Annotated in this window: 21 protein-coding genes; 11 read left to right on the top strand and 10 right to left on the bottom strand. The window is 63.4% G+C overall.

Translation table 11 applies throughout. The features are described 5' to 3' along the window. Positions 1–23: 23 nt before the first annotated feature. From AC1VNY_RS07030 to AC1VNY_RS07050, 5 genes are all read right to left on the bottom strand, one after another. Positions 24–1112 (bottom strand): TRAP transporter substrate-binding protein, encoded by a 1089-nt coding sequence (locus AC1VNY_RS07030; protein ID WP_411783275.1) that lies wholly within the window; start codon positions 1110–1112, stop codon positions 24–26. Between the two features lie 299 nt (positions 1113–1411). After that, positions 1412–2500 carry a TRAP transporter substrate-binding protein gene (locus AC1VNY_RS07035; RefSeq protein WP_482404627.1) on the bottom strand — a complete coding sequence of 363 codons (1089 nt, stop codon included), beginning with the start codon at positions 2498–2500 and terminating at the stop codon, positions 1412–1414. A gap of 307 nt (positions 2501–2807) precedes the next feature. After that, entirely contained in the window at positions 2808–3044 is a 237-nt protein-coding gene (locus tag AC1VNY_RS07040; RefSeq protein ID WP_482404628.1) for a hypothetical protein, read from the bottom strand. Positions 3045–3239: 195 nt separating this feature from the next. Beyond that, positions 3240–4370, bottom strand: coding sequence for an Mrp/NBP35 family ATP-binding protein (locus tag AC1VNY_RS07045; protein ID WP_411783276.1), 1131 nt, complete (start codon positions 4368–4370; stop codon positions 3240–3242). A gap of 131 nt (positions 4371–4501) precedes the next feature. After that, positions 4502–4939 carry a VOC family protein gene (locus AC1VNY_RS07050; protein WP_016843272.1) on the bottom strand — a complete coding sequence of 146 codons (438 nt, stop codon included), beginning with the start codon at positions 4937–4939 and terminating at the stop codon, positions 4502–4504. Positions 4940–5141: 202 nt separating this feature from the next. Here AC1VNY_RS07050 and AC1VNY_RS07055 point away from each other — a divergent pair, with 202 nt between their 5' ends. The 5 genes from AC1VNY_RS07055 (at position 5142) to AC1VNY_RS07075 (ending at position 10385) form a co-directional block, all read left to right on the top strand. Next, entirely contained in the window at positions 5142–6014 is an 873-nt protein-coding gene (locus AC1VNY_RS07055) for an NAD(P)-dependent oxidoreductase (protein WP_304499696.1), read from the top strand. Positions 6015–6319: 305 nt separating this feature from the next. Continuing rightward, complete coding sequence (locus tag AC1VNY_RS07060) at positions 6320–7927, top strand: sensor histidine kinase (RefSeq protein WP_482404629.1); 1608 nt, start codon at positions 6320–6322, stop codon at positions 7925–7927. A gap of 256 nt (positions 7928–8183) precedes the next feature. Then, a complete protein-coding gene (locus AC1VNY_RS07065) occupies positions 8184–8387 on the top strand; it encodes a DUF1289 domain-containing protein (RefSeq protein WP_026192618.1) in 204 nt (67 codons plus the stop codon). Positions 8388–8412: 25 nt separating this feature from the next. After that, a complete protein-coding gene (locus AC1VNY_RS07070; protein WP_482404630.1) occupies positions 8413–9003 on the top strand; it encodes a TIGR02281 family clan AA aspartic protease in 591 nt (196 codons plus the stop codon). A gap of 398 nt (positions 9004–9401) precedes the next feature. After that, a complete protein-coding gene (locus AC1VNY_RS07075) occupies positions 9402–10385 on the top strand; it encodes a cysteine synthase A (protein ID WP_482404631.1) in 984 nt (327 codons plus the stop codon). 46 nt (positions 10386–10431) lie between these two features. Here AC1VNY_RS07075 and catC read toward each other — a convergent pair whose 3' ends face one another. Together catC and AC1VNY_RS07085 are read right to left on the bottom strand one after the other, a co-directional pair. Further along, the gene (catC, locus tag AC1VNY_RS07080; RefSeq protein WP_026192617.1) at positions 10432–10722 is read right to left on the bottom strand and encodes a muconolactone Delta-isomerase; all 291 of its coding nucleotides are present in this window, start codon (positions 10720–10722) and stop codon (positions 10432–10434) included. Between the two features lie 98 nt (positions 10723–10820). Next, the gene (locus tag AC1VNY_RS07085) at positions 10821–12398 is read right to left on the bottom strand and encodes a 4-hydroxyphenylacetate 3-hydroxylase N-terminal domain-containing protein (protein ID WP_482404632.1); all 1578 of its coding nucleotides are present in this window, start codon (positions 12396–12398) and stop codon (positions 10821–10823) included. A 263-nt stretch (positions 12399–12661) separates the two neighbouring features. Between AC1VNY_RS07085 and AC1VNY_RS07090 the strand changes: the two genes are divergently transcribed. The 5 genes from AC1VNY_RS07090 (at position 12662) to AC1VNY_RS07110 (ending at position 17078) form a co-directional block, all read left to right on the top strand. Beyond that, entirely contained in the window at positions 12662–13291 is a 630-nt protein-coding gene (locus tag AC1VNY_RS07090) for an FAD synthetase (protein ID WP_482404633.1), read from the top strand. Then, the gene (locus AC1VNY_RS07095) at positions 13288–13812 is read left to right on the top strand and encodes a flavin reductase family protein (RefSeq protein ID WP_482404634.1); all 525 of its coding nucleotides are present in this window, start codon (positions 13288–13290) and stop codon (positions 13810–13812) included. The genes AC1VNY_RS07090 and AC1VNY_RS07095 overlap by 4 nt, the downstream gene beginning before the upstream one ends. 70 nt (positions 13813–13882) lie before the next feature. Further along, entirely contained in the window at positions 13883–14752 is an 870-nt protein-coding gene (locus tag AC1VNY_RS07100; RefSeq protein ID WP_482404635.1) for an intradiol ring-cleavage dioxygenase, read from the top strand. A 124-nt stretch (positions 14753–14876) separates the two neighbouring features. Further along, positions 14877–15998, top strand: coding sequence for a muconate/chloromuconate family cycloisomerase (locus AC1VNY_RS07105; protein WP_482404636.1), 1122 nt, complete (start codon positions 14877–14879; stop codon positions 15996–15998). A gap of 162 nt (positions 15999–16160) precedes the next feature. Then, entirely contained in the window at positions 16161–17078 is a 918-nt protein-coding gene (locus tag AC1VNY_RS07110; RefSeq protein ID WP_482404637.1) for a LysR family transcriptional regulator, read from the top strand. Between the two features lie 69 nt (positions 17079–17147). Here AC1VNY_RS07110 and dusA read toward each other — a convergent pair whose 3' ends face one another. After that, entirely contained in the window at positions 17148–18143 is a 996-nt protein-coding gene (gene dusA, locus AC1VNY_RS07115; protein WP_482404638.1) for a tRNA dihydrouridine(20/20a) synthase DusA, read from the bottom strand. A 134-nt stretch (positions 18144–18277) separates the two neighbouring features. Between dusA and AC1VNY_RS07120 the strand changes: the two genes are divergently transcribed. Next, on the top strand, positions 18278–19372 hold the full coding sequence (locus tag AC1VNY_RS07120) for a site-specific integrase (protein WP_482404639.1): 1095 nt from the start codon (positions 18278–18280) through the stop codon (positions 19370–19372). A 227-nt stretch (positions 19373–19599) separates the two neighbouring features. Here the strand turns inward: AC1VNY_RS07120 and AC1VNY_RS07125 are convergent, their stop codons facing one another. Next, positions 19600–20811, bottom strand: coding sequence for a CaiB/BaiF CoA transferase family protein (locus AC1VNY_RS07125; protein WP_482404640.1), 1212 nt, complete (start codon positions 20809–20811; stop codon positions 19600–19602). A gap of 2 nt (positions 20812–20813) precedes the next feature. Further along, on the bottom strand, positions 20814–21560 hold the full coding sequence (locus tag AC1VNY_RS07130) for an enoyl-CoA hydratase/isomerase family protein (protein ID WP_482404641.1): 747 nt from the start codon (positions 21558–21560) through the stop codon (positions 20814–20816). Positions 21561–21818: the final 258 nt, after the last annotated feature.

A 21818-nucleotide genomic window follows, 5' to 3' on the forward strand; every position in this document is an offset into this window, starting at 1 on the left:
GTTGCGGTGATGCCAGCGCGCAATCACGCCTGCGAGTGGCGCGCCATGAAGTTGTCGTAGCCGACCTCGGCGACCTGGAACCATTGATAGCCGTTGTTGGAGAACGAGGTCAGCGAGTCATAGACCTTCTTGAAGTTGGCATTGGTCGCCGAAACCTCGGCATGCAGCTCCTTGGCGGCCTTGAAGGAAGCCTCCATCACCGCGGCCGGGAACGGACGCAGCTTGGTGCCGACCGCAAGCAGCTTCTTCAGCGCGATCGGATTGGCCTGGTCGTAGCGCGCCATCATCCAGTTGTTGGCGAGATGACCGGCCTGCTCGAGCACGAACTGATAATGCTTCGGCAGCGCGTTCCACTTGTCGAGGTTGATCATCGCCACCAGCATTGGGCCGCCCTCCCACCAGCCGGGAAAGTAATAGTTCGGCGCGACCTTGTAGAAGCCGAGCTTCTCGTCGTCGTAGGGACCGACCCACTCGGCCGCATCGATGGTGCCCTTCTCCAGCGCCGGATAGATGTCGCCGCCGGCGAGCTGCTGCGGCACCGCGCCGAGCTTCTGCATCACCTTGCCGGCAAAGCCGCCGATGCGGAATTTGAGGCCCTTGAGATCGTCGACGCTGTTGATCTCCTTGCGAAACCAGCCACCCATCTGGCAGCCGGTGTTGCCGGCGAGCAGTGAGGTGACGTTGTAACTCTTGTAGAACTCGTTGAGCAGATCCTTGCCGCCGCCCAGCATGAACCAGGCCTGATTGAGGCGCATGTTGGGCCCGAACGGCACCGCGGAACCGAAGGTGAAGGTCGGGTCCTTGCCGAAATAGTAATAGGGCGCGGTGTGCCCCATCTCGACGGTGCCGTTCTGCACGGCGTCGAGCACCTGCAGGCCCGGCACGATCTCGCCGGCAGCAAAGGTCTGGATCTGAAATTTGTTGTCGGTGGCTTCACCCACCGCCTTCGCCATCAGCTCGGCGCCGCCGTGCAGCGTGTCGAGCGACTTCGGCCAGCTCGTCGTCAAGCGCCACTTGAGCTCCGGCATCGACTGCGCGATCGCGGGAGCTGCGACCGTGGCTGCGCCGGCGACGCCCAGACCCGTGACCTTGATGAAATCTCTTCGCTTCATTTGAATCCTGCCCTGTTCGATTGTGTTGTCCGAGCGTCGACTGCTTTCGATCGTCGCGCCGCTTTTCTTTACCGTCATGATCAATGACCGATCACACGCCGCCTTCGTGCCGAGGCTTCGGATGCGAGCATGGAACATCCCCTTCCCGAATGCCAGACGCAAAAAACCCGGCCTCGTTGCGGAGGCCGGGTTATTTTTGCTCGAAGCTCGTGGCGGGCTTCGATCCTAGGACCGAAGCCGTTGGTTCTTGTTTGCCTGCGTTCTCTCTACGCGAACGCTCATCCGAAACGCCGTGCCGATCAGCCGCGGGTGCGCGAGCGGATCATGAAGCTGTCGAAGGTGTATTCGGCGACCTGCCACCACAGATACTGGTCGGAGCGGTACGCCTGCATGGCCTCGATCGACTTCTTGAAGTCGGCATTCTTGGCCGAGATTTCACCCCAAAGCTCGTTGGTCGCCTTGAGGCAGGCCTCGAGCACCTCGTTGGTGAACGGACGCAGCTGCGTGCCGCCGGCAACCAGCCGCTTCAGCGCGGAGGGGTTCTGCATGTCGTAGCGCGCGGCCATCCAGCTGTTGGCGTTGGCGGCGCCGTTGGCCAGGATCGCCTGGTAGTTCTTCGGCAGCGCGTTCCACTTCTCCAGGTTGATGAAGGAGTGCACGGTCGGACCGCCTTCCCAGAAGCCCGGGTAGTAGTAGTACTTGGCGACCTTCTGGAAGCCGAGCTTCTCGTCGTCATAGGGACCGACCCACTCGGCCGCGTCGATGGTGCCCTTTTCGAGCGCCGGATAGATGTCGCCGCCGGCGAGCTGCTGCGGCACCACGCCGACCTTCTGCAGCACCTGGCCGGCAATGCCGCCGATGCGCATCTTCAGGCCCGACATGTCGGCGACGGTCTTGATCTCCTTGCGGAACCAGCCGCCCATCTGGGTGCCGGTGTTGCCGGTCGGGAAACCGATCACGCCGAACTTCTTGAAGAACTCGTTGCCGAGTTCCTGGCCACCGCCCTGGTACCACCAGGAGTTCTGCATGCGGGCATTGAGACCGAACGGCACCGAGGCGTAGATCGCGAAGGTCGGGTCCTTGCCGACATAGTAGTAGGCGACGGTGTGCGACATCTCGACCGTGCCGTTGGAGGTCGCGTCCAGTGCCTGCAGGCCGGGGACGATTTCACCCGCCGCGAACACCTGGATCTGGAACTTGTTGTCGGTCATTTCGGCGACGTACTTCGACAGCTCGACGGCACCGCCATAGATGGTGTCCAGCGACTTCGGGAAGCTTGAGGTCAGGCGCCACTTGATTTCAGGCGAGGACTGCGCGATCGCCGGCGCGGCAACCGCCGTCGCGGCAGCACCGGCCGCAGAAACTTTCAAAAAATCACGACGCTTCATCGTAAGACTTCTCCTTCAGGGGCGTTTCCCAGTGACCGCAAGCAGTTCTCCGGCAGGCGCGTGAAGGCCTGCCGAGGCGCTCTGGGTCGGCCCTTTAACACGGAAGGCGGCTTCACGGAAACGCGACAATGGCATGACCGCGCCAATTAAACGAAAGTCTGATGAGGCTGGAAATCAGCCGGAAAATGCGCCTTCAGGCGGCGACGATGACGCCTGGCAGGTGGCCGCGGAGCTGCCGCCGACCGCGCGGTAAATCGCCGCGTGCGGGCCGTCCGGTCCGCTCTCAACCACCGGGTTACGGGAGCAATCAGCGCCGCGTCGTCTCTCGCGCCTTCTTGGCTTGATCAGCCAAATACCGCCCGCGCCGGATCCAGCTTTGCGCGGTCGTCTTGCTGACGCCATACGTCTTGGCGATCACCTCGGCAGCCTCGCCCATCGAGTCGGATTTCTTGGCCATGTTGAATGCCAGCCGGGAGGCCTCTGCGCGCTTCTCCCGCGTCAGATGTTTGCGGTGCTGTTTGTTTGCTTCGCGTGATGCTGCCATATCGATGGTCGCCTCACGGCCCCTTCCCGCAGTTTGGCTTCACCCGTGGTACGATTCGGCCACTCCTGCATAAACATACAGGCCGGAACCGATTCAGCAATCGTCCAAAGGCCCAGGGGCCACAGGCCTGTGAAGAAGGCCCGCCGGCTCCCGACGCTTCGAGGCCGATCGGCCCAGCGGGACGGCAGCGCAGGCTCAGGCTGCCGCGATGACGCCTTGCAGCTGCTCGCGGACCTTGCCGCCGATCGCGCGGTAGATCGCCGCGTGCGGGCCGTCCGGTTCGCTCTCGACCACCGGGTTGCCGGAATCGGAGGCGGTGCGGATTGCGATGTGCAGGGGGATTTCGCCGAGGAACGGCACCCCCAGCTTCTCGGCCTCGTGGCGGGCGCCACCATGGCCGAAGATATCCGAGCGGGTGCCGCAATGCGGGCACTGGAAATAGCTCATGTTCTCGACGATGCCGAGCACCGGCACGTTGACCTTCTTGAACATCGCAAGCCCGCGCCGGGCGTCGATCAGCGAGAGGTCCTGCGGGGTCGAGACGATGACGGCGCCCTTGAGCGGGACGTTCTGCGCCAGCGTGAGCTGGGCATCGCCGGTGCCGGGCGGCATGTCGACCACAAGCACGTCGAGCGTGCCCCAGGCGACGTCGCGCAGCATCTGGGTGATCGCCGACATCACCATCGGCCCGCGCCAGATCATCGCGGTGTCCTCCTCGACCAGGAAGCCGATCGACATGATCGACAGGCCGAAGCGCTGCAGCGGGACCATCTTCTTGTCGTCATTGAGCTGCGGCTTCTCGCGGATGCCGGTCAGCCGCGGCACCGACGGGCCATAGATGTCGGCGTCGAGCAGCCCGACGCGCAGGCCGAGGTCGCGCAGACCGAGCGCGAGGTTGAGCGCCGTGGTCGATTTGCCGACGCCGCCCTTGCCGGAGGCGACGGCGATGACGGCGGAGATGCCGGGGATCTCGGCCTGCCGGGCCATCGGCGATTGCCCGCCGGGCGGATGCGGATGGCGATGGGCGGACGCCGGCGGGACGCCGCCGGCGGGCCGCGGCGCCGGCGCCGCACCGCCCGCCTTGCGCTCGGCGGTCAGCGCGATCATCGCGACGCTGACGCCGGGAATGGCGCGCACGGCGTTCTCGGCCTGCGCACGCACGCTCTCCCAGGCGCGGGCCTCCGCGGCGTCGACATTGATCGAGAAGAACACCTTGCCGTCGGTGACAGTGATCGCCGACAGCACATTGGCGTTGGTCAAGGCCGTGCCGCGTGGCGACATCACCTTGGCAAGGCAATCGAGAACCTGTTGCTGCGTCACGCTCACCGCGCATCTCCTGGACATTTCGCGGCATGATCTCCGCGCAAACGCGTCGCGTTTGTCGCGCCGGAAAACCGCTTCGCACTTTTCCGGATCATGCCCAAGAGACGACCCATAGAGCGTTGCAGCGCAAAAGGCTACCTCGCTCCGACGTCGTCCCGCCGCTCGGCCGGCGCAGCCGAGCCGCCTTCCTTGGCGGCCTCGTAGTTCAGCTCGATCATGACCCCGTTGGGGTCGTTGACGAAGATCTGCCAGAGATCGCCGCCGGGAACCTGGCGTGAATCGAATTCCATGCCCTTGGACTGAAGCCGCTGCCTCATCCCATCGAAGCCCTGGCTGGCAAAGGCGACGTGATGGACGACGCCCGAGTCAGGCTTTTGTGCCTCGTCGGTCGCCGAAATATCGACCAGATGCACGACCGCCTTGCCCTCGCTGTACATCCACGCACCGGGGAACGCGAAGTTCGGCCGCGCGCCCTTTTCCAGGCCCAGAATGTCCTCGTAGAACCGCACCGTGGCGGAGAGATTCCGGGTCCGGATATTGAAATGATCGAGCACACCGACGCTCATGCCCATGCGACACACTCCCTTTTTTGTGAACTTCGTTGGTGGGCCAATCCTAGCACAAAACCGCCTTCTGCCATCCCACCAAGGCCGTTGCCCTCCGCTGCACAGGGGGTATGGTGCGGCTCCTTCCATGGACGGAATGCCCTGCCCGCCGCGACGTTTTCCGGCGGTCTCAAGGGCGGTCACCACGGCAAATCACAAGGTAACAGACATGGCTAAAGTCGCTTTTCTCGGTCTCGGCGTGATGGGTTTCCCGATGGCGGGACACCTCGTGAAAAAAGGCGGCCATGAGGTCACCGTGTACAACCGGACCGCGGCGAAGGCGAAGGAATGGGCCGACAAGTTCGGCGGCAAGACCGCGCCGACCCCGAAGGCCGCCGCCGAAGGTCAGGATTTCGTGATGTGCTGCGTCGGCAATGACAACGACCTGCGCGCGGTGACGATCGGCCCCGATGGCGCCTTCGCCGGGGTCAGGAAGGGCGCGACCTTCGTCGATCACACCACCGCCTCCGCCGAGGTCGCCCGCGAGCTCGATGCCGCCGCGACCAAGGCCGGGTTCAAATTCGTCGACGCGCCGGTGTCCGGCGGCCAGGCCGGCGCGGAGAACGGCGTGCTGACGGTGATGTGCGGCGGCAGCGAAGACGCCTATGCAGGCGCGGAGCCGATCATCACCGGCGCCTATGCGCGGATGTGCAAATTGCTCGGCCCGGCCGGCGCCGGCCAGCTCACCAAGATGGTCAACCAGATCTGCATCGCAGGCCTGGTTCAGGGCCTGTCGGAGGGCATCCACTTCGCCAAGAAGAGCGGCCTCGACGTCGCCGCCGTGATCGAGACGATCTCCAAGGGCGCGGCGCAGTCCTGGCAGATGGAAAACCGCTACAAGACCATGAACGAGGGCAAGTACGATTTCGGCTTCGCGGTCGAGTGGATGCGCAAGGACCTCTCGATTGCGCTGGCGGAAGCCCGCCGCAACGGCGCCACCCTGCCCGCCACCGCGCTGGTCGACCAGTTCTATGCCGAGGTCGAGAAGATGGGCGGCAAGCGCTGGGATACGTCGAGCCTGCTCGCCCGTCTGCAGCGCTAACGCTTCCCACAATCTCGTCATGCCCGGGCTTGTCCCGGGCATCCACCCCTGTGGATCTACGAAAAGCAAGACGTGGATTGCCGGGACAACGGCTTAGCCCGGCCATGACAGCATGGAATTGTCAGACCCGGCGTACGCGTGTGCGCCCGCCATCGCGCACAACGGCGCAGCCCCCGGCGCAAAAGTTAATTTAACTTCCCGTTTACGCTTTTCCTTAGCTCTTTAAGTCATCGCTTAATGATTTAGCGTCACAGATAGACAATGCAAAAGGCCCGCGCGGTTCGCTGGCAGGATTTGTGTTGTTTATGAGTAATCCCGCAGAAAAGCCTGAAGTTGTAGCGCTTCCGGCAGGACCTCAGGTGACGGTGCCGGTGAACAGCCGGCGCGTCGCCGCGCAGCGGGTGCGCGAGGCGCGGGATCGGTTAACGTCAACCAGTGGAACCCGCCCGGCGTTCGACGCCGAACTGCTCCGCCAATACGCCCAGACCCGCATGTCGGCGTCATACGTCGTGATGCTGCTCGTGGTGGCAACCGGCGTGCTGTTTGGCCTCTGGATGAAGCCGATCGTGGCCGGCGCCTGGACGGTTGGCATCCTCTGCGTCCATCTCGCCATCATCCGCAGCTGTTCCCGCTTCCTCGCCGAACCAACCTCGGTCGCGGTCACCCGCAAATGGCGGACCCGCTTCGTGCTGCTCGACCTGCTCTACGGCCTGTGCTGGACCGCGATCCTGATCCACCCCGCCGGGCGCGATCTCGCCTCCAACACGCTGATGATGTTCCTGATGCTGCTGGTGATCGCGGTCTCCAGCATGCTGGCCGCGAGCCTGCCGATCGCAGCCCTTGCGGCGACCGTTCCGGTGACAGTCGGGATCGCGCTCGACCTCGTGCTCAACGGCGCGTTCGACAATTACGTGCTGGCGCTGCTCGCGCTTGCCGCCGAAGGCTATTTTGCCCTGCTCGCGCACCGCCTGCATTCGACCACGCTGGCGACGCTGGAAGCCCGCGCCGAAAAGGATGCGCTGATCGGCGAACTGGAGCAGGCCAAGGCGATCTCCGACGAGGCGCGCCACCGTGCCGAATCCGCCAACGTCGCCAAGTCGCGCTTCCTCGCCCAGATGAGCCACGAACTGCGCACGCCGCTCAACGCCATCCTCGGCTTCTCCGAGGTGATGAAGAGCGAGATCTTCGGCGCGCATACCGTGCCGGTCTACAAGGAATATTCCGCCGACATCCATAATTCCGGCGTGCACCTGCTCAATCTCATCAACGAGATCCTCGATCTGTCGCGGATCGAGGCCGGTCGCTACGAGCTGAATGAAGAGGCCGTGGCGCTGGTGCATGTCGTCGCCGACTGCCACCATCTCTTGAAGCTGCGCGCCTCCAGCCGCGGCATCACCATCCACGAGGTATTCGAGCACGGCATGCCCAGGATCTGGGGCGACGAGCGCGCCATCCGACAGGTCGTGCTCAACCTGCTCTCCAACTCGATCAAGTTCACCCCGCAGGGCGGTGAAATCTGGCTGAAGGTCGGCTGGACCGCGTCGGGCGGGCAGTATCTGAGCGTCAAGGACACCGGCAGCGGCATCGCCGAGGACGAGATCCCGGTCGTGCTGGCCTCCTTCGGCCAGGGCTCCAACTCGATCAAGTCGGCGGAACAGGGCGCCGGCCTTGGCCTGCCGATCGCGAAAAGCCTGATCGACATGCATGGCGGCACCTTCACGCTGAAGTCGAAGCTGCGCATCGGCACCGAGGTGATCGTCACCTTGCCGCCGGAACGGGTGATGAGCGCGCTGGCGCCGATGGCAGAAGAAGCGCCGCCGATGCAGCCGCCGGAGCCCGTCGAGCCCGCGATGGGCGCCGACCGGAAACGCGTGCGCCGCAAGTCGATCATGAGTGCCGGCACCGGATTGTAGAGCATGTCGCGGAAGATCGTGACGCGGTTATCGCCAGAGCCCTTTCCGTTCCGATGGATTCGGAACGGGACTCTAGACTTTGGTTCTGACGCGTTTTCTTTACGCGAACCGGTCTCCACTTCGCTCGAAAATGCTTTGGCAATAAACCCAAGGCGTTCGCGCCGGGACCATGCTCGCGACAAAAAGCGGAGGCGTGATGCAGCATCCCACGTCAGCCGGCTTGCACTGGCCGCTGAAACCGTTCAACACTTGAACAATGAGCTCAGAGACGCCGTGTATCGCAGTCTGCATGATGGACCCCAGGACGAAGCTCTGCTTCGGCTGTGGCCGCACGCTTCCGGAGATCGCGCGCTGGCACAAGATGGACCGCACGGAGCGGCTGTCGGTGATGGCGACGCTGCCGGCGCGCATGGCCGAGGCTGGGCTCGAGCGCATGGAGCCGCGTCCGAAACGCGCGTGATCGGCGTTGCGGCGGGGGTTGCGCCGTGACCCGTATCCTCCTCGTCATCGTGCTTCTGATGGCAACCGCCGGCGCCGTCGTCGCCTATGGCGACCCCGAGCAGATCGCCCGCGCCAGGGAAAATCTGACCCAGATCTTCGGCCGCAGCATCACCGCCTCAGCCTTCACCTCCAGCTCCGCCCCTGCGGTGCAGATTGCGCGCGGCCAGGGCGGTGAGTTCGCGTTCCGCGCCAAGATCAACGGCGTCAGCGCCCCGATGGTGATCGACACCGGCGCGACCTCGGTCGTGCTCACCTGGGAAACCGCGAAGGCGATCGGGCTGCCGATCGATATGCTCGAATACAATGTCGACCTCGAGACCGCCGGCGGTCACACCAAGGCGGCGCGGCTGACGCTCGATCGGCTCGCGGTCGGCAAGCTGGTCGAGAAATCGGTGCCGGCGCTGGTGATGCAGCGCGGGCAGATGAAGACCAACCTGCTCGGCATGAGCTTCCTCGATCGGCTCGAGAGCTGGGGCGTCCGCGCCGACACGCTGAGCCTGACCGGCTACCCCGACGTCACCGGCAGTATCAACACCTCAAGCCGCCACCGGCGCCCGCGCACGGCCGTCGATTAGGCTGCGCCAGCGCTCACGCAACGAAGGCCAGGGGCGGCTTATGCCGTCTCCACTGCATGCGCGTGGCAATCCGGGGCGCACATCCACAGATCGCACTTGATGGCCGCACGATTGTGCGGTCCGTACGCGATGCGGACCAACTTCCGCAGTGAAATGACACAACGTACCAACCGCATGAGCGATCTGCAGTCGCACTGTCGAAAAACGAGGATTGTACGGTGCACGAAAACTGGCTCTATTGAGTTTCGCTATCTGCTCCAGCATGTCGGCACGCGACGTGTCCGATGACGACGCGGTCAGAGACTAGGATTTCCAATCCCGCATGCCGTGCGGCAAGGAAATTTCCGAGATCAAGAGAAAAACAGCATCAAGCTACTGTTTGGCCAGGCGGGGCAACCATGAACGTTCGATCCGGTTTTCTGGACTCCATTGGCAAGACGCCGTTGATCAGGCTGCGCGCGGCATCGGAGATCACGGGCTGCAACATTTACGGCAAGGCCGAATTTCTTAATCCGGGCGGCTCGATCAAGGATCGTGCAGCCCTCGCCATCATCAACGACGCCGAGCAGCGCGGCCGGCTCAAGCCGGGCGGTGTCATTGTGGAAGGCACGGCCGGCAATGTCGGCATCGGCATTGCGCTCGTGGCCAATGCGCGCGGTTATCGATCCGTGATCGTGATGCCCGATACGCAAAGTCAGGAAAAGCAGGACATGCTGCGGCTGTGCGGGGCCGATCTGCGCCTGATGCCCGCCGTGCCGTCCTCCCATCCGAACCACTATGCGCGCTATTCCAGCCGCCTTGCCGAGGAACTGGGCGCATTCTGGGCAAATCAATTCGACAACGTCGCCAACCGCGACGGCCACTATCGCACGACCGGCCCCGAGATCTGGCAACAGACGGATGGAAGGATCGATGGCTTCACCTGCGCCGTCGGCAGCGGCGGGACGTTGGGTGGCATCGCGCTCGCCCTCAAGGAGCGAAACCCCGACGTGAAGATTGCGCTGAGCGATCCGATGGGCGCCGCCCTCTACAACTGGTTCACAAAGGGCGAGCTGACGACAGAGGGTGAGTCGATTACAGAAGGCATCGGCCAGGTCCGTGTGACGAAGAACCTCGAGGGCACGCCGATCGATATGGCCTACCAGATCACTGATGAGGAGGCGCTACCCGTCCTGTTCAACCTGGTCGCGCATGAGGGGTTGGTTCTGGGTGGCTCGAGCGCGATCAACATCGTGGGAGCGATGCGGCTTGCACGCGACCTCGGTCCAGGCAAGACCATCGTCACCATCCTTGCGGACGGTGGCCAGCGCTACCAGTCCAAACTCTTCAATCCGGACTTCCTCCGCAAGAAGAATCTCCCGCTCCCGCCCTGGATGACGTGAACGGGAGCCAACCCGACGCAATCGCTCCGGAGGCCTCAACCCGGTGCTACCGGTCGTCGTCGTGGATCGACGACGGGTGCCGGCACAGCGGCGTGACCTGGATCTCCATGAACGGAAACAGCGGCAGGCTGGACAGGATGTCGTGCAATTCCTGCGCGCCAGACACGTCGAAGATGCTGACATTGGCGTAGCGCCCCGCCACCCGCCACAGATGGCGCCAGGCCCCCGTGCGCTGCAGCTCCATGGCGCGGACCCGTTCCGCCGCCTTCAGCGCGTCGACCTTCTCGACCGGGAGATCGTGCGGAATCCGCACATCCATTTCGACGTGGAACAGCATGGTGATGAACTCTCTCAGCAATGGGGTGAAACGGCGTGGAGCCGCCGCAAGATCGCGGCGGCTCCATTGATCGATCTATCAGATCGTCAGCCTTATCGTCAGCCTTGCACCAGACCGCGGCTGACGAGGTTGATGTCGTCGGGATTGACGAGGTCCTTCGCCGTCCAACCGGAGACGTCGTAGTCGCTCATGCAATTGCGCACGAAATCCTGCATGGCACCGAGGTCGCCGGTGGCGCTCGCGGCCATCAGCGTCTCGACGCGCAGATTCTCGTAATTGCCCGCATAGTTGCGCTCGTAGAGCTCATGCCGGCCGCCGAACTCTGAGCCGACCGCGTCCCAGAGCAGCTTCAGCAGCTTGATCCGGTCGATCGCGGCATAGCCGTTGGAGCCGCGCACGAAGCGGTCAAGATAGGGCCGGATCGCCTCGCTCTCCAGATCGGCCGAACTCGACGGCAGATAGATCAGGCCGCTTGCGACATGACGCTCGATCAATTCCTTGATCCGCGGATAGGCCATCGGCGCGAACACGCGATAGGCCAGCCCGTAGTTCAGGTTCGGCAGATTGTAGCCATCGGTCCCCTGCCAGGCGATCGGCGACTTCACCATCGCGTCGGCAATGCCGTGGAACAGATTGCGCCAGGCGATCACCTCGCCCACCGCGGTCTGCACGCCGCGAAAATCCTTCGACCCGGTCGCCTCGACGGCCATCGAGAACAGACCGGCGATGAAGTCGAGCTTGACGGCAAGCCGCGTCACGCCATGCAGCGTGAAGCGCGGGATGAAGCCCGAGGCCGGGAAGAACTGGTTGATCTTGTCGACGTCGCCATAGATGAAGACGTTCTCCCAGGGCACCAGCACCTTGTCGAACACGAGAATCGAATCGTTCTCATCGAAGCGGCTGGACAGCGGGTAGTCGAACGGCGAGCCGGTCGCCGCCGCGGTGAATTCGTAGGACGAGCGGGCAATCAGCTTGATGCCCTTGGCATCCATCGGCGCCGTGAAGATCAGCGCGAACGACTTGTCCTTGATCGGAATGCCGTAGTGCGCGATGAAATTGTAGTGCGTCAGCGCCGAGCCGGTCGCCACCACCTTCGCGCCCGAAACGATCAGGCCGGCGTCGGTCTCCTTCTCGACATGCATGAAGACGTCACGCACCTCCTCGATGGCGCGGTCGCGATCGATCGGCGGATTGACGATGGCATGGTTCCAGAAGTCGAGACGCTCCTGGGTCCGGGCATACCACTTTTTCGCATTGCCGGCGTAGTCGCCATAGAAGCTCGAATTCGCCCCCAGCGTGCCGAGGAACGACGCCTTGTAGTCCGGCGAGCGGCCCATCCAGCCGAAAGAAACCTTCTGCAATTCGGCGATCGCATCGCGGCCCTTGACGAGGTCGTCAGCCGTTTTCGAGCCGAGGAAGAACGGATGGGTCAGCTGTCCCGAGCCGGTGTCGGTCAGGACGCCGATCTGATCCTTCTTCTCATGGAAGCGGTCGTACCAGCGCGCCACCATCCGCGCCGAATTGCGAAAGGCTGGATGCTGGGTGACGTTCTTGACGCGCTCGCCGTAGATGTAGATTTCCCGGCCATCCTGGATACTCTCCAGGAATTCCGTACCGGTATAGACGCTGGTCGTTGACGCAGGCACGTCGGCCCGCAGGGCTGCCGCAGTAGTCATGGGTTTCTCCTCCGCTTGTGTCGTTGGACCGGCGGCGTTGCCACACCGGCCCCAAGACCATCTCGTCACGCTCTTGGACGGCGTGACATCGGAGGAAACGCTACGCGCTCACCCGGAGCGGGCGAAAGGTATCACACCATACCGCGCGGACCGGCCCGGCTCGGGTTATCACTCGATGGCACGGACCGGATGGCAAGGATCGTTCGGCCGGCGCAACGCCGCAGCTGACGCAGCACGGCAAGGGAGCGAAACCGGAGCGAGCCATGGCCACGGGTTTAGGCACGGGTTTTGACAGCGCTGCTGTCGCTTTCCATCGCGATGGGGAATTGGCCCTCGACGCCTGCGTCGTGACCATCGGTGCATTTGACGGCGTTCACCGCGGCCATCAGGAACTGCTGCGGCGGACCATCGCGGCAGCGCGGCGCCGCAGCATTCCAGCCGTGGTCTACACCTTCGATCCGCCGCCAAAGGTGTATTTCGGCCAGGCCGAGCCGCTGATTTCGCTTCGCGAAAAGCTCGAGCGCATCGCAACATTCGCGCCTGACCACGTCGTCGTCGCCGATTTCAACCAGATCTACGTCCGGCGCACCGCGCTCGATTTCCTCGCCGAGTTGCATAAGCTGCAACCGCGTGAGGTGATCGTCGGCGAGGATTTCCGCTTCGGGTCCTGCAAGGGCGGCACCGCCCTGCTGCTGCGGCAGCACTTCAACACGCGCATCCTGCCGCCGGTGCGCTGTGGCAATGGCGAGATCGTCTCCAGCAGCCGGATCCGGAGCTTGCGGCAATCCGGCCTTGCCGCCGCCGCGGCGACGCTGGAAAACTGGCGGGATATCGTGACCGCGCCACCGGCCGACCGATCCGGTTTGGCCCAACTTGAGGTCGCAAGCCGATGACCGCCATCGATCCGCGAGAGTTGCGCAATGCCTGTGGCCAGTTCGGCACCGGCGTCACCATCATCACGACGCATTGCGAGGGCCGCGATCACGGCATGACGGCCAACGCCTTCATGTCGGTCTCGCTCGATCCGCCGCTGGTCGCGATCTCGATCGCGAAAAGCGCGAAGATGCTCGGCAACATCCAGAAGACCGGCCGCTTTGCGGTCAGCATCCTCGCCGAGGGCATGGAGGATGTCGCCTGGCATTTCGCCGGCAAGCCAAGGCTCGACCTCTGCGACGTCTTCGAACGCCGCAACGACCTGCCTGTGATCGCCGACGCGGCGGCATATTTCGTGACCGATCTCGCCGATGAGATCGTCGCCGGAGACCACACGATCTTCCTCGGCCACGTCCGCGAGATGTCGCTGGAGCCCAGCAAGAAGCCGCTGCTGTTCTTCCGCGGCCGCTTCGGCGGCCTTGCCGACCCGCACCCTGCGCCCGCGACGCTGGAGAATGCCGCTTACGAATTTGTCTGGTGAGACCAGCGACCGATATTCCCGAAAACGGGGATGCAAGTTTGAGCAAACTGCAAGAAAAGGAGGAACGACCATGCTGAACGTCAACAAGGACACCATCACCGACCACGTGATCGCCGCGCTCTCGAAGGACATTCCGGATCGCAACCGGCAGATCATGACGAGCCTGATCCGCCACATGCACGACTTCTGCAAGGAGGTCGACCTGACCTTCGCCGAATGGTTCGCCGCATGCGAATTCCTGCGCCGCGCCGGCGACATCTCGGACGAGAAGCGCAACGAGTTCATCCTGATCGCCGACATTCTCGGCGTCGAGGTGCTGGTCGACATGCTCGACCACCGGGTCACCGACGGCGAGAGCGAATCCACCGTGCTGGGGCCGTTCTATAGGGAAAATCCGCCGGTGCTGGCCAAGGGCGCCTCCATCATCAAGAAGACGTTCGACAACGCGCAGACCGTCAAGGTCAGCGGGCGCATCAGCGACACGGCGGGGCGACCGATCGAGGGCGTTACGATCGACGTCTGGGAAGACGCGCCGAACGGCCTTTACGACCTGCAGGATCCGGAGCAGCCGGCCTACAATCTGCGCGGACGCTTCACGACCGACGCCAACGGCGAATATGCCTTCGTGGCGCTCCGCCCCGAGCCCTACCCGATCCCCTATGACGGCGCCGGCGGCGAGCTGCTGAAGTATATGGGCCACCATCCCTGGCGTCCGGGCCACATCCACTTCATGCTTTCGAAGGACGGCTATCAATCGCTGATCTCGCAGATCTACGATTCCGAGACCAAGTATCTCGACAACGACTCGGTGTTCGCCGTGAAGCAGAGCCTGATCGGCAAGTTCGCCAAGGCCCCCGCCGGCGCCGACACCGATCTGGTGCTCAACTTCGACTTCAAGCTCAAGAAAGCCGCCGTCGAACGGCTCGTCGCCGCCGAATAATGCCCGTTACGTCCTGCCAGGCTCCACCGCCTGGCAGGGCTCATTCTGAACTGACCTGCGAGGACATATGAGTCGTGCCGTGATCGAAATCGCCGAGCCCGTGGAGCGAGTGCAGGCTCACGCAATGGACACTGCGATCCGCAGTATCCGTGCGACCATCGTGGAGGCGCCGACCCGCCGCCGGCACAAGCTCTCGAACACGGAAGTCACGCATCAGGGTTACGTGCTGGTGCGCGTCCTGCTCGATAACGGCGTGACGGGTATCGGCGAAGCCTCGACGCTCGGCGGGCCGCGCTGGGCCGAGGAGAGCGTGGAGTCGATCAAGGCCGCGGTCACGAATTATCTGGCGCCGGCGCTGCTCGGACAGCCTGCCCTCGCCTTCGAAGCCAATGCCTTGCGCATGAGCAAGGCCGCCACCCGCAATTTCGCCGCCAAGGGCGCCATCGAGTCCGCCCTGCTCGACGCCGCCGGCAAAGCGCTGGGCCTGCCCGCCAGCGCGCTGCTCGGCGGCGCCGTGCGCGAACGCATGGAGGTGATCTGGGCGCTGGCTTCGGGCGACAGCGGCCAGGAGGTGGAAGAAGCGAAAGAGAAGCTGCGGCGCCGCGAACATCGCCAGTTCAAGATCAAGTTCGGGTTCAACCGGCCGCAGGCCGATCTGAAGCGGTTGCAAGCATTGCGTGACGGCCTCGGCGAGGAGGTGCGCCTGATCGTCGATGTCAACCAGGGCTGGACCGAGGCCGAATGCATCCGCTTCATGCCCGCGCTGGAGGAATTGGACGTTGCCCTGATCGAACAACCGGTGTCGGCGCTGCAACTGGAAGCGATGGCGCGTGTGGCGGCCCGCACCTCGATTCCGTTGCTGGTGGACGAAGCGGCTTTCACCAAGGAGGACATCGCGCGCGCAGGCGCGATGGGCTGCGGCAGCGTCTACTCGCTGAAGCTCGTGAAGAGCGGCGGCCTGTTCGAGATGAAGCGCGCCGCTGCGGTCGCGGCCGCGCACGGACTCGAGCTCTATGGCGGCTGCCTGTTGGAGAGCAGCATCGGCGCAGCGGCGCATCTCGCCGCCTTCGCCACCCTGCCCAAGCTCGAATGGGGCACCGAGCATTTCGGTCCGCGAATCCTCGTGGAGGATCTGGTCGTCAACCCGATCAGATTCGACGAATTCGAGATCTGTGTCCCTGATGGCCCCGGTCTCGGCGTAGAGGTCGACGAGGACAAGATCCGCGCCTTCGCCCGGAAGGACTAGCCGGATGGCGCCGTTCCCGCGGACAATTGACAATCCAGGGACCCACGCCCAGTCTTCGCGCTGGAACCCTCTCGATCGTGCGCTGATGACCACGCGATATCGAACCCGGCAGGATTTTTCCGCGGCTTCCCTGGAAGCGCGCGAACAGGCGTTCGGCTAGCCGTGACCGATCGCGACGATGTCATGGATCTCAGGCGGCTGGTCTATTTCGTCGCCGTCGCCGAGGAATTGCATTTCGGCCGTGCCGCATCGCGGCTTGCGATCGCGCAGCCGCCGCTCAGCCGGCAGATCGCGCAACTCGAGAGCGATCTCGGCGTCATGCTGATCGACCGGAGCCGCAGCCAGATCCGGCTCACCCAGGCCGGCAGCGTTCTGCTGGAGCGGGCGCGCGACGTGCTGGAGCGGCTCGACCGGACGCACCGCGAGATCAAGCGGATCGGCGAAGGCTTTTCCGGTCATCTGCGCGTCGCCTTCGTCGGATCGGCGACCTATGGCGTGCTGCCGAGCGTGATCCAGGCGTTTCGTTCGGCCTATCCTGACGTCGAGCTCGCGCTTTCGGCGATGAACAACGCCGAGCAGAAGCGCGCGGTGATCCAGCGCGAGATCGATATCGCCATCGCCCGCCCCTCGCTCGACGACGAGGAGCTGAAGTCGGAGCCGCTGCTGCAGGAGCCGCTGATCCTCGCGCTATCAGATACTTCACCCCTGCTCGATCAGCAGATCCCGCGGCTGGCGGCGCTGAAGGCCGAAACGTTCGTCCTCTACCCGCGCAAGCCGCGACCGAGCTTCGCCGACCACATCCTCAACATCTGCCTCGAAGAAGGCTTCATTCCGAAATCGCAGGTGCTGGCGCAGGACTACCAGACCGCAATCAGCCTGGTGTCGGTCGGCGTCGGCATCGCGCTGGTGCCGAAATCGGTGTCGGAGGCGGAACGGCCCGGCGTCGCCTACCGCGCCTATGAGGGACACAATCCGGGCACTGCGCTGTCGCTGAACTACCGGCGCGACAACCGGATGCCGCATCTGTTCAATTTCCTGAAGGTCGCTCAAGACGTCACGCGGCGTCAGCGCAAGCATTAGCGCGTTTTCAAGCGAAGTAGATACCGGTTCGCGTGAAGAAAACGCGTCAAAACAAAGAATCTAGCGCTCTCAGGCCGCGACCGCCGCCGGCGCGCGATCGTCAACGCGTGCGATCGCCTCGCGCAGCACGTCGATGTCAGCCCCCGGCCGAACGCCGTTCTCCGCGAGATACCTGCGGAACGCACGCGCACCGGGGACACCATGGAAGGCGCCGACGAAATGCCGCGTGATCGAATGCAGCCGGGTGCCCTCGGCCAGTTGCCGCTCGATATAGGGCAGCATCGCCGCGAACACGTCCTTCATCGTCGCGTGCGGCGGCGTCTCGCCGAACAGCTCGGAATCGACGGTGAGCAGCCGCCATGGCTCCTGATAGGCCGCCCGCCCCAGCATCACGCCATCGAGATGCGCCAGATGCCGCTTTGCCTCGGCGAGGCTGGTGATGCCGCCGTTGATGATGATGGTCACGTGCGGCAATGCCGCCTTGAGGCGATAGACCCGATCGTAGTCGAGCGGCGGGATGTCGCGGTTCTCCTTCGGCGACAATCCGTTGAGCCAGGCCTTGCGCGCGTGCACGACAAGCCCATCCGCGCCCGCGGCAATCACCCCGCGGGCCAGCGTGTCGAGCGCGACTTCCGGATCCTGATCGTCGATGCCGATCCGGCATTTCACCGTGACGGGAATCCGCACCGCACGCTTCATCGCCGCAACGCCTTCGGCAACCAGCGCCGGTTCAGCCATCAGGCAGGCGCCGAAGCGGCCATTCTTCACCCGATCGGAGGGACAGCCGACATTGAGGTTGATCTCGTCGTAACCGAACTCCTCGCCGATCTGCGCGGCGGCCGTAAGATCGCGCGGATCGGAACCGCCGAGCTGCAGCGCCACCGGATGCTCGCTGGCGTCGAAGTCGAGCAGCCGCGCCCGGTCGCCATGAATGATGGCGCCGGTCGTCAGCATCTCCGTATAAAGCCGCGCCCGCCGCGACATCAGGCGATGGAAGACCCGGCAATGCCGGTCGGTCCAATCGAGCATCGGAGCCACAGAAAAGCGATAGTCTTGCGATTTCAATTATTTACCTTAGGCTTCAATAGGATGAACCATGAACGTGTGCACGCCAAACTAGCCGAATTTGCACACGTTTGTACCCGTTTTGACCTTTGAGTGCACACGTAGCGCACACGATTTGGGGAGTGCACACGACCGTGGCCAGCTTCACTCAGTTGCCGTCCGGGAACTGGCGCGTCCAGGTGCGCCGCAAGAACCGTTACGTGGCAGAAACCTTCCGCCGCCGCAAGGATGGCGAAGAATGGGCGCTCGATATGGAGCGCAATATCGATCGCCGGGGTCCGTTGAAGCCACGCAGTTCGCGAAACATTCGTACATTTGGTGATCTGATCAAGTTGCACCGGAAAGATATGCAAGAGATCGGCAGACCGCCCCGCCGGACGAAGGCTGCAGTCCTAACCAGCTTAGAGGCTTCGCTCGGAGCCGTGAAATTATCCGAACTCAACTGCGAGCGGCTGATTGAATTCGGGCGGATGCGGGCGAAACAAGGAGCTGGACCGACAACGCTTGCAATCGACCTCTCCTACATTCGAACGGTCCTAACGATGGCCGCTGCAGTTCACGGCATTGAAGTTTCCGCCGAGGAGGCGCGGCTTGCGCGTGTTGCCTTGAGCCATTTATCGCTGATCGGAAGCAGTCAAGAACGAGATCGAAGACCCACCCAAAATGAATTAGATGAGCTCATTGAATACTTCGAGACCAACCCGCGCCAATACATTCCGATGGGCCGCATTGTCCGCTACGCAGTAGCTACGACGATGCGGCAAGCGGAAATCTGTCGCCCGGAATGGTCACACGTGGATATGCAAAAGCGACTGGTCCTTCTCCGTGATCGAAAGGACCCTCGTAAGAAAATCGGCAATGATCAACTTATCCCACTTCTCAATTTGACTGGATATGATGCGTGGGAAATCCTGCTCCAACAGAGAGTAGTGACTAGAGGTCAAGGGCGTATCTTCCCGTACCACAGCAAATCAGTTGGCACAGCGTTCATCCGCGCCTGCAAAGAGTTGAAGATTGAAGATCTCCACTTTCATGATTTGAGACATGAAGGGACGAGCCGGCTATTCGAGGCTGGACTCCCCATAGAAAAGGTCGCACTCGTGACCGGGCACAAGAACTGGAAGAACCTGAGGCGCTACACCAATCTGAAGCCGGAGGAGCTTCACCGGTTGCAAAAAATGGCGCAACCGACTTTGGAGCAATTCATCGCGACACTAGCAGCTTCTTAGTAAACCAACGCGAGCCCCCCGCGGTTGCCTGCAAGCACCGGGCATCGAACGTTAGAGCCTGCGGTGAGAGGGTCGGAAACAGTTAGGCGCCTGCATGGCGAGTTCGCGTCACAAGATTTACGCTGCGGAACATGCCGAGAAGGTCGTCACGGATCGCCTGATGCCGTCGGATTCCGTCCTCCATCCAATCGAACCACTCTTTCAACCATGGCCCGCACAAGCTCCGTCTATCGACGGCTGAGCAGGATGTTGCGCTGCGCTAGATCCCTGATCCTCTCGGGCGCAAAGTCGAGCTGGTCAAGGATGTCTTCGTTGTGCTCGCCCTGATAGGCCGGCAAGCCTGGCAATGGCAGTTCCGAGCGGCTAAAGATCCAGGGATTGCCTGGCATTCGGACGAGTCCGCCGGCCCGGTCATCGACTTCGACCACGGCATTCCACTCCTTGGCCCAATCGGTCTCCACGAACTCGTTGACGGTGCGCACGCGCCCGACCGCGAGCCCGGCTTCGCTAACCTGCGCCTGCAACTGCTCGAGATTCTCGAACGTCGTGATCCAGGCGCGGATTTCAGCGAGCAGCGGCGCGAGGTTGTGCCGACGCAGGTTAGCGGTGGCGTAGCGCGGATCAGCCAGCAGATCGCTTCGCCGCATCATCGCGCAGTAGCGCGTGAACATCGGCGAATAGATTGGGCTGGCGGCGATCGTCAGGCGGATGCCGTCGGACATCTCGAAGATGTGCGACTCATTTGCCGACAGCGCAATCGGCTCGCCGTCGGTGTCGATCCCTGACATCATTGCGCCGGCGCGCTCGTTGACCGACAGCATCGTCGCAGCCATCGACACGTCGACGTGCTGTCCCTCGCCGGTGCGGTTGCGATGCTGGAGTGCAGCAAGCACGGCGATCACGCCCTGCAGCCCGGTATAAACATCGGCATGGCTACAGGAATCGCCGCGAGGCTCCGACAATGCCGCGCCGAAATGGTCCTGCACGATCGAGGTCAGGCCGGTCTCGGCCTGCACCGTAGGCGCAAAGGCCGGCCGATTGCGCCAGGAGGTCGACTGCCCATAGCCGCTCAGCGAGACATAGATGATGCTGGGGTTGAAGGCACGGACGTCGTCGTAGCTGAAGCCGAACCGCGCCAAGGTGCCGGGACGGAAATTCTCGACGATGACGTCCGCATCCCTACACAGGCGGGTGACTATCTCGCGTCCCTCAGCATAGTTCAGGTCGATGCTGAGATTCCGCTTGCCGGCGTTCTGCTGCACGAAATAGAGACCCATGCCGCCGACGTAAGGCAATCCCGCACGGCCGATGTCGCCGGACGGCGGCTCGATCTTGGTGACGTCGGCGCCGAGGTCACGCAGCGCCTTGGTGCAATGCGGACCGGCCAACACACGGGTAAAATCGACGACCCGCAATCCTTGGAGAGGCGCAGCCGACATCATCAATCTCCCTCGAAGACGGCCGTTGCCGGACCCGACGCGAAGAAGGCATCGGCACCGCGCTGGCGATCCTTAGCCCTCCAGATCATGTCGTTGATTTCGACCTGCCGCGCGTCGGCGGCCGCGACGCCGCCGCGCGCCTGCAGGTTCGCCTGCATCTTGACGCCCGCGATGACTTTGGTCGGCCCGGCGGCGAGCTGCCGCGCCATGGTCATCGACGATGCGCCCAATTCGGCTTCCGGGACGACGAGGTTGATGATGCCCCAGCGTTCGAACGCCTCGGGGGTGTGGCGGCGGCCGAGCATCGCGATCTCCTTGGCCCGCGCGACGCCCGCGCGTTGCGCAATGCGCTGCGTGCCCCCGAGCAACGGCAGCAACCCGACCGCAACCTCAACCTGGCCGAGGAACGCGGTGTTCGCGGCGATGATCATGTCGCAAGTCAAAGCGAGCTCAAGCCCGCCGCCGAGCACGCCGCCGTTTACGGCTGCAACGGTCGGGACAGGCACATCCTCGAGACTGCGCCAGACTCGTTCGAGCCCGGCCTGATCGGTGTGCAGCTTGGTGCCGGTTCCCCAGGAGGCCATCTCCGCGCCGGCGCAGAAGTGCCGCATCGCACTGCGCAGCAGGATGGCGCGGCAACCGGCCGCGACCACCGCGTGGTAGGCGCGGACCACATCATTGATGAGCTGGTCGTCGAGCAAATTGTGCGGCGGCTTCGCCAGCGTCACCACGCCGACCCCGCCGTCCATGTCGTGAAGTACTGTCGCCATCGGGTTCCCTCCGCTCGATGCAAAAGCCGGCTGGACGCGCTTTCGACGCGGTATCACAGCGGGCAGACGTCTCCTCGCTGCGGGCCTGCTCGGCGCAGATCCCGCTGTTCTGATCATTTGAATGTCACCCGTCATAACAAGCGTGACAACGTCAAGCTCTGCCATTTATGATGTCGAAAATTGCCAAACGGCAGGAAGAGCCGTTCGTCGACCTGTCAATCTGTGCCAGGCGGAGGC

The sequence above is a fragment of the Bradyrhizobium ferriligni genome, from assembly GCF_056837965.1.

Excerpts from the sequence above, each read along its gene's own strand:
- AC1VNY_RS07030 (WP_411783275.1), bottom strand. The coding sequence starts at position 1,112 with ATGAAGCGAAGAGATTTCATCAAGGTCACGGGTCTGGGCGTCGCCGGC.
- AC1VNY_RS07035 (WP_482404627.1), bottom strand. The coding sequence starts at position 2,500 with ATGAAGCGTCGTGATTTTTTGAAAGTTTCTGCGGCCGGTGCTGCCGCG.
- AC1VNY_RS07040 (WP_482404628.1), bottom strand. The coding sequence starts at position 3,044 with ATGGCAGCATCACGCGAAGCAAACAAACAGCACCGCAAACATCTGACG.
- AC1VNY_RS07050 (WP_016843272.1), bottom strand. The coding sequence starts at position 4,939 with ATGGGCATGAGCGTCGGTGTGCTCGATCATTTCAATATCCGGACCCGG.
- AC1VNY_RS07055 (WP_304499696.1), top strand. The coding sequence starts at position 5,142 with ATGGCTAAAGTCGCTTTTCTCGGTCTCGGCGTGATGGGTTTCCCGATG.
- AC1VNY_RS07060 (WP_482404629.1), top strand. The coding sequence starts at position 6,320 with ATGAGTAATCCCGCAGAAAAGCCTGAAGTTGTAGCGCTTCCGGCAGGA.
- AC1VNY_RS07065 (WP_026192618.1), top strand. The coding sequence starts at position 8,184 with ATGAGCTCAGAGACGCCGTGTATCGCAGTCTGCATGATGGACCCCAGG.
- AC1VNY_RS07075 (WP_482404631.1), top strand. The coding sequence starts at position 9,402 with ATGAACGTTCGATCCGGTTTTCTGGACTCCATTGGCAAGACGCCGTTG.
- catC (WP_026192617.1), bottom strand. The coding sequence starts at position 10,722 with ATGCTGTTCCACGTCGAAATGGATGTGCGGATTCCGCACGATCTCCCG.
- AC1VNY_RS07085 (WP_482404632.1), bottom strand. The coding sequence starts at position 12,398 with ATGACTACTGCGGCAGCCCTGCGGGCCGACGTGCCTGCGTCAACGACC.
- AC1VNY_RS07090 (WP_482404633.1), top strand. The coding sequence starts at position 12,662 with ATGGCCACGGGTTTAGGCACGGGTTTTGACAGCGCTGCTGTCGCTTTC.
- AC1VNY_RS07095 (WP_482404634.1), top strand. The coding sequence starts at position 13,288 with ATGACCGCCATCGATCCGCGAGAGTTGCGCAATGCCTGTGGCCAGTTC.
- AC1VNY_RS07100 (WP_482404635.1), top strand. The coding sequence starts at position 13,883 with ATGCTGAACGTCAACAAGGACACCATCACCGACCACGTGATCGCCGCG.
- AC1VNY_RS07105 (WP_482404636.1), top strand. The coding sequence starts at position 14,877 with ATGGACACTGCGATCCGCAGTATCCGTGCGACCATCGTGGAGGCGCCG.
- AC1VNY_RS07125 (WP_482404640.1), bottom strand. The coding sequence starts at position 20,811 with ATGTCGGCTGCGCCTCTCCAAGGATTGCGGGTCGTCGATTTTACCCGT.
- AC1VNY_RS07130 (WP_482404641.1), bottom strand. The coding sequence starts at position 21,560 with ATGGACGGCGGGGTCGGCGTGGTGACGCTGGCGAAGCCGCCGCACAAT.